This window comes from Mycobacterium sp. (genome assembly GCF_032162105.1).
In the GTDB taxonomy this organism is placed as follows: Bacteria; Actinomycetota; Actinomycetes; order Mycobacteriales; family Mycobacteriaceae; genus Mycobacterium.
The window spans coordinates 1-6209 of record NZ_JAVRPS010000124.1 but is presented as its reverse complement, the minus strand read 5'-3'; the positions used below and the strand labels follow the sequence as shown (position 1 = coordinate 6209).

Below are 6209 nucleotides of genomic sequence, written 5' to 3'. Positions count from 1 at the left end.
TACACGCTTTCTGATCGCGCCGATCGGTTAGCAGCAAAGGAGACAACACAAATGGGCTTTGTCGACGGCCGGGTGGTCGCGGTGACGGGCGCTGGCCGCGGCATTGGGCGGGCGCATGCGCTCGGTTTCGCCGCCGAAGGTGCGACATCGGCATGGGTCCGGCCAATGACGTCGTCGACGAGATCATCGCGGCGGGCGGCGAGGCGGTGGCCAATCGAGACGACATCGCCGATTGGGCGGGTGCGAGCAGCCTCATCCAGACCGCGCTGGATACCTACGGCGGCCTCGACGTGCTGGTGAACAATGCGGGATTCATCCGCGGCGGGGACTTGGCCGATACGAGCGAAGCGGAATGGGATGCCGTTGTCCGCGTACACCTGAAAGGACACTTCGCGACGCTGCGGCATGCAACGCGCCCTTCCGGATGTCGCAGGTGGGGCCAACGACGTCCCTGCGGACCACATCCGGCACGGCAGGGGTCGCAGTCGGCATCACCAACCTGGCAGGCGGCCTAGAAGATCCACATGGCGCACCTCCGCCAGTCCCTGCCGCGGGCAACGAGGGCGTCTTTGTGACAACTCCGCTGCCACCTGGAGTGGGCTGATGACGGTCGTCCGGTTCTTCGCCACAGGTGTCGTGGTCGACGACCTGTTGACTGCGGGCAACGCGAGTCCTGTGAGTGATGACATGCCGCCTTCTCTAGTTCCGTTGGGGAAACGGGGTTTCATGGATCGCGTATGGCCGAGCTCGGCGAGCGGGCGGGCGTGAACATCGGCCACATTCACCACTACTTCGAGAGCAAGGAAGCCAAGAAATGATCGAGCCAATCAACTTCCACCGTGTTCGTGGGAGCGTGAAGGGTTTGTCGGCAGTGATAGGCGCCGGCGTCGTCGTCGCGATGGGCGCAGTGACCGTCGGCTACCCGGGCAATGAGGTCGGCGCAAGCGCAACAATCCCCAAGGGGTGGCCCGCGGCAACGGTCACCCGGACGCCGCCGGCGGCGGCGCCTCAGACGTCCTTCGCACCCCGCCAATCACCGCAATCCCATGTCCAAAAAGGGTGACCATGCCTTGTCCGCGGCTAATTTCTTTCGGCAGTTAATGATTCACAACATCACAGAAGAGAGACAAATCATGCCACATCGTCTGCACGTCGACTCTTCGATCACGGGTGAGCAGTCCACCAGCCGGCGCCTCAGCGCGCGGGCGGCTCGGCGGTGGCTCGCCGCACACCCGGGCGGGACGATCACCTTCCGTGACCTAGCGGCCCATCCGATTCCCCATTTCGACGCGGTAACCGGACTGGCGCGAATGGTTCCGCCGGAAAAGCGCAGTCGCGCGGAACATCTGTCATTCGCTCTCAGCGTCGAGCTGATCAATGAGATCGGCAGGCCGACACGGTTCTGCTGGGCCTTCCGCTCTACAACTACGGCCCGCCAAGCACAATCAAGGCCTGGGTCGACCACCTCATCGCTCCGGGAGTGTCGGTTGACGCGCAGACCAACGCCGGACTGCTGGGCGACACCGAATTCATCGTTCTCGCCGCGCGCGGTGGCGGATACGGTCCCGGCACGCCGCGGCAAGGTTGGGATCATGCGGAGCCGTGGCTCCGGCACGCATTGTCAACGACCGGCCTCGAACCGCGGTTCATCACGGCCGAATTGACGGTGGCTAGTAGCAACCCCGCGATGGCCGACCTCATACCACTCGCTGCCGAGAGCCTCGTGCAGGCCGAAAGGGCCATCGATGAACTGTGGTCGGACCTCCGCCGCGCCGCGTGATGGTGTAGCGGCGACTGACTTCTCGGCGTATGAGATCTGTTGGTCTGAAGCGTCTTTCAGCCACCTAGACCAGTCAAATAGGAACCAATCAAAAGGAGAGAGAAAGTCATGAAACGTTTCGATAAGAGGACAGTGATCGTCACCGGCGGTGCCCGTGGAATGGGTGCTAGTCACGCGCGGGGCTTCGTCGCCGAGGGCGCGAACGTCGTGATCGCAGACATACTCGAGCCGGAGGGGCGCACGCTCGCCAAGGAACTCGGCGATCACGCGATCTTCGCCCGGCTCGACGTGACGAGCGACGTGGACTGGGCTGCGACGGTGGCCGCAGCTGAGGACGCCTTCGGCCCGGTCTCCGTGCTCATCAACAATGCGGGCATCGCGCGCTTCGGAGTGATCGAGGAGACCGACCCGGCCGTCTGGCGCCAAGTGCTCGAAATCAACCTGACTGGTTCGTATCTGGGGATCCGCGCCGTGGTGTCCTCCATGCGCAAGGCGGGCGGCGGCGCCATCGTCAACATCTCCTCGGGAGCCGGCTTTACCGCCACTTCCGGGCTCGCCGCGTACGTGGCCAGCAAGTGGGGAGTGCGGGGACTGACCAAGACGGCGGCGCTGGAGCTCGGACACGACAACATCCGCGTCAACTCGGTTCACCCCGGCGCTGTCCGCACGCCGATCCTCACTGCTCAAGCGCCCGACGCGGGTCCCATGGCGGCAACGATGGCAGGGGCAGGCGTGGAGCTGTCGGCGATTCCGCGCATCGCCGAGCCCGAGGAGATCACGCGGCTGGTGCTGTTCGTCGCCTCCGAGGAGGCCAGCTTCTCGACCGGCTCCGAGTTCATCGCCGACGGAGGTCTTCTGCTCGGACCGGTGCCGCAGCAGGAGCACGCAACATCGTGAGCCCCCACGGCAACGGCACGGAGCTTCTACGTGCTCGACCCGGCGACCGGTGACCGGCACAGCAGTTCCGACGTCGTCCAAAGCCGCTCGGCACGAAGGGGATCCGTCGCGTAGGGCATCGAGTTATCGCTGACCGCGCAGTCCTTGAGATACAGACCGCCCAAGCCGGCCAGCTCGTCGGACACCGCGGCCCACACGGAGGTCGCCGCGCCCTGCTCGGGCGAAATGACCTCGAGCTTGGGACGAGCGGCGGACGGCTCGCGGTCGGCGTCGCCGAGCGCCATCATCGCCTTCATGTCGTCGCGTGACATGTGGCGCGACAGGGACGTGGCGACGGTACCGGGATGCACCGCGAAGCTCCGCACGCCGCTGTCGCGGTACCGGGTGTCGAGCGCGACGGTGAGCAGAACGTTGGCCGTCTTCGACGCACCGTAGGCCTTGAACTTGTCGTAGGGTGCCCGCTCCCAGTTCGGATCGTCCAGATCGATGTCGGAAATCCGATGACCGTCCGAACTCAGGTTCACCACCCGCGCAGACCCCGTGTTGAGCAGCGATGGCATCACGCCTCGCGTCAACTCGAAGTGCCCGAGGTGATTGACGCCCAGCTGGAGCTCGAAGCCGTCCTTGGTTCGGCCGAAGGGCGTGAACATCACTCCCGCGTTGTTGATGAGGACGTCGATGCGCGGGAACCTCGCACCAAGCTCGGCGGCGGCCGAGCGAACACTCGTCAGGCTGTCCAGCTCCATTTCGATCGTTTCGACTGCCGCAGTGGGGTTCTCGGATTCGATGTCCTCGGCCGCAGACCGAAGACGCTGCGGGTCCCGACCGGCAAGGACCACCGTGGTGCCGGCTGACGCGAGCCCGCGCGCCGCCGTCAGACCCAGTCCGCTGGTGGCGCCGGTGATGACGAAGATCTTCCCGGTCAGGTCAATGCCCGAAAGGACCTCGTCGACGGTGTGTGCCATGTGAATCCCTTCTTGGAGGCGGCGTTCTACAGCAAACTGCATTATTGCAGTGAACTGCAAACCAGTCTACTGTCGTCCACATGGTCGCCTCGATGGCCCACGCCACGCGTTTCGCGCGGCTCCGCGCCCAGACGCGCGACGCCCTCCTGGATGCGGCGACAGAGCTCTTCCAAAACAGAGGAATCAGGCCGACGACGATCGAGGCCATCTGCGAGCGGGCCGACGTCTCACAACGCACCTTCTTCAACCACTTCGACACGCGGGAGCACCTGTACTCGGCCATCGGGCAGCGTCGGCTCGCCGGGGCCATTTCCTACCTCGACGACCTCACTGGTGATCCACGCCCGTTTTCAACCCGGTTCGCCGAGTTCTTTACCGTGGTCGCAGCCGACATCGCGCAACATCCCGCCTACCGCGAACTGCTAGGAGAGCTGCTCCACTTGCGAGTCGACGGGCCCTCAGAAGTAAGTCGCCGGGGCGGTTTGGGCAAGGCGGCGACGCGCTTCATCGCCGAGGGCATCGACTCCGGCCAGGTCACTTCCGCCCACAGTCCCCCGGTCCTTGCCGACATCGTGATCGGTGCGCTGACAACTGCGATCACCAACTGGTGCGACGACCCCGACTACGACCTCCCCACGGAATTGGCGCGCGCCGCCGAAGCCCTACAGCGGATGCTGGCCGCTTGACTCGACCGACCGCGACTACCAACCGTGGATGAGCGACCGCAGTCGAACCCCCGTCTCGATGTAATCGGTAAACAGTGTATGCTTCTTACTATGAATGACGAGGCTGCGAACTTCGGCTATCCGGCCAGTAGCCGGTTCGGCACCGCGCTCGCCCCGGCGCCGCTGGTGCTCAGCCAGGAACTGGCCAACACCATCGGCATCGATCACGTACCGGACCTAGTGGACCTGCTCGCCGAGGTGGACACCGCGCAGCACTGGATCGACGCGGTCGTGCCGTACTGGTGCACATCGGTTGGCGCAGACGACCCGCACCTACTCATCACCGCGGCCGAACTCCCCCGCCTACGAGCAGTCCGGGACACCCTGCGCTCAGTGCTCGGTGACCACGACGGCCCCCGCACCGACGCGGTCATCACCGGCACCGCCGCGATCACCGCCACCAGCGCAGGTGCGCACCTCGAGCCACTCGGGTCGGGTGCCTCTTGGCTGGCCGCGGCCATCGCCATCGAAGCGGCCACCGCCCACGCCCAGGACACGTTCCGACGACTCAAGCTCTGCCACGAACCGCAATGCCGCACCGCGCTCTACGACCGCTCCAAGAACAACAGCCGGATCTGGCACGACACCGCAACGTGCGGCAACAAGACCAACGCCCGCGCCCACCGAGCCCGACGTCGAGCAACCGCTCACGACAACCCATCTCAACAAAATGGAGGACCCAATGTCTGACACCTACCGCGCCTGGCAAGCGACGGGACAGCACCAGTTCGAACTGGTAGACCGTGACGTGGTTGCGCCGAATGCCGACCACGTTCGCATCCGGGTAGAGACCTGCGGCGTCTGCCATAGCGACGTGCTGGGCGCCGAGGGCTTGCGCCCCGATCCCAGCCAGCCGGTCGTTCCCGGCCACGAGATCGTCGGAACGATCGACGCCGTCGGTGACGCCGTGACCACGTGGAAGGTCGGCGACCGGGTCGGCGTAGGTTTCCTCGGCGGGCACTGCGGGGCCTGCGAGTGGTGTCGCCGCGGGGACTTCGTCAACTGCGACAACCAGCCACAGCCGGGCACGACCGAAGACGGCGGCTACGCCGAAGTCGTCTATGCCCGGGCCACCGGTCTGGTCAGGATCCCGGCGGAGCTGACGTCGCTGGACGCCAGCCCGCTGCTGTGCGCCGGCATCACCACGTACAACGCGCTACAAAGCATCGACGCCCCGCCCGGGGCGCTGGTCGGCATCCAGGGCATCGGCGGGCTGGGCCACCTCGGTGTGCAGTACGCCAACAAGCTGGGGTATCGCGTGGCGGCAATCGCCCGCGGCGCCGACAAGCGTGCGCTCGCCGAACAGCTTGGCGCACATCACTACATCGATAGCGCGGCAACCGATCCCGGCGCTGCGTTGACCGAACTCGGCGGTGCCGCGGCCGTCATCGCGACGGCGGCCAGCGGGGCCTCGATGTCGCCGCTACTGGCCGGTCTGCAGCCACGCGGTCAACTGGTGGTCGTCGGTGCCGCCATGGACCCCATCGAGGTCTCGACATCCGATCTGATCTTTGGTGGTCGGTCGATCCTGGGGAGCCTGACCGGCACCCCGGTTCAGAACGAGGACAGCTTGGCCTTCAGCTCCGCGAACGGGGTCGCGGCGATGATCGAGAAGATGCCATTCGAGGACGCCCCGAAAGCCTACGAACGGATGATGTCGGGTCAGGCCCGGTTCCGGGTGGTGCTCGACGTGGCGCAGTAAGCCGGCACGATCGCGGGTAACCAGGTGAGGTACCTCATGAATATAGTGTCGATGTGTGCCGTCCACGACCGTCCCAACGAGCGACGCGATGATTGCGGCCGACGGCTCCGAGCCGGAGCGGCTGGGATTGCGTTATCTCG

The 6209-nt window shown here is 65.6% G+C and carries 6 protein-coding genes and 3 pseudogenes; 8 read left to right on the top strand and 1 reads right to left on the bottom strand.

The annotated features are described in order from the left end of the window. Nucleotides 1–51 precede the first annotated feature (51 nt). From QOC69_RS06220 to QOC69_RS06200, 5 genes and pseudogenes are all read left to right on the top strand, one after another. Nucleotides 52–410 (top strand): annotated as a pseudogene (locus QOC69_RS06220) (SDR family NAD(P)-dependent oxidoreductase); the annotation flags it as partial. Between the two features lie 312 nt (nucleotides 411–722). Next, a pseudogene (locus tag QOC69_RS06215) lies at nucleotides 723–818 on the top strand (TetR family transcriptional regulator); the annotation flags it as partial. A 111-nt stretch (nucleotides 819–929) separates the two neighbouring features. After that, a pseudogene (locus QOC69_RS06210) lies at nucleotides 930–1232 on the top strand (hypothetical protein); the annotation flags it as partial. Between the two features lie 170 nt (nucleotides 1233–1402). After that, complete coding sequence (locus QOC69_RS06205) at nucleotides 1403–1780, top strand: NAD(P)H-dependent oxidoreductase (RefSeq protein WP_526437435.1); 378 nt, start codon at nucleotides 1403–1405, stop codon at nucleotides 1778–1780. Nucleotides 1781–1888: 108 nt separating this feature from the next. Continuing rightward, nucleotides 1889–2677 (top strand): glucose 1-dehydrogenase, encoded by a 789-nt coding sequence (locus tag QOC69_RS06200; protein ID WP_526437433.1) that lies wholly within the window; start codon nucleotides 1889–1891, stop codon nucleotides 2675–2677. 26 nt (nucleotides 2678–2703) lie between these two features. Here QOC69_RS06200 and QOC69_RS06195 read toward each other — a convergent pair whose 3' ends face one another. Beyond that, complete coding sequence (locus QOC69_RS06195) at nucleotides 2704–3642, bottom strand: SDR family oxidoreductase (RefSeq protein WP_526437431.1); 939 nt, start codon at nucleotides 3640–3642, stop codon at nucleotides 2704–2706. 80 nt (nucleotides 3643–3722) lie between these two features. Here QOC69_RS06195 and QOC69_RS06190 point away from each other — a divergent pair, with 80 nt between their 5' ends. The 3 genes from QOC69_RS06190 to QOC69_RS06180 all read left to right on the top strand — a co-directional run bounded on the left by QOC69_RS06190 (nucleotide 3723) and on the right by QOC69_RS06180 (nucleotide 6069). Then, nucleotides 3723–4328: a TetR/AcrR family transcriptional regulator gene (locus QOC69_RS06190; RefSeq protein ID WP_526437429.1), complete on the top strand. Its 606-nt coding sequence runs from the start codon at nucleotides 3723–3725 to the stop codon at nucleotides 4326–4328. 90 nt (nucleotides 4329–4418) lie between these two features. After that, complete coding sequence (locus QOC69_RS06185) at nucleotides 4419–5057, top strand: CGNR zinc finger domain-containing protein (protein WP_526437427.1); 639 nt, start codon at nucleotides 4419–4421, stop codon at nucleotides 5055–5057. Beyond that, nucleotides 5050–6069, top strand: a complete 1020-nt coding sequence (locus QOC69_RS06180) for an alcohol dehydrogenase (RefSeq protein WP_526437425.1) — start codon at nucleotides 5050–5052, stop codon at nucleotides 6067–6069. The genes QOC69_RS06185 and QOC69_RS06180 overlap by 8 nt, the downstream gene beginning before the upstream one ends. The last annotated feature ends 140 nt before the right edge of the window (nucleotides 6070–6209 follow it).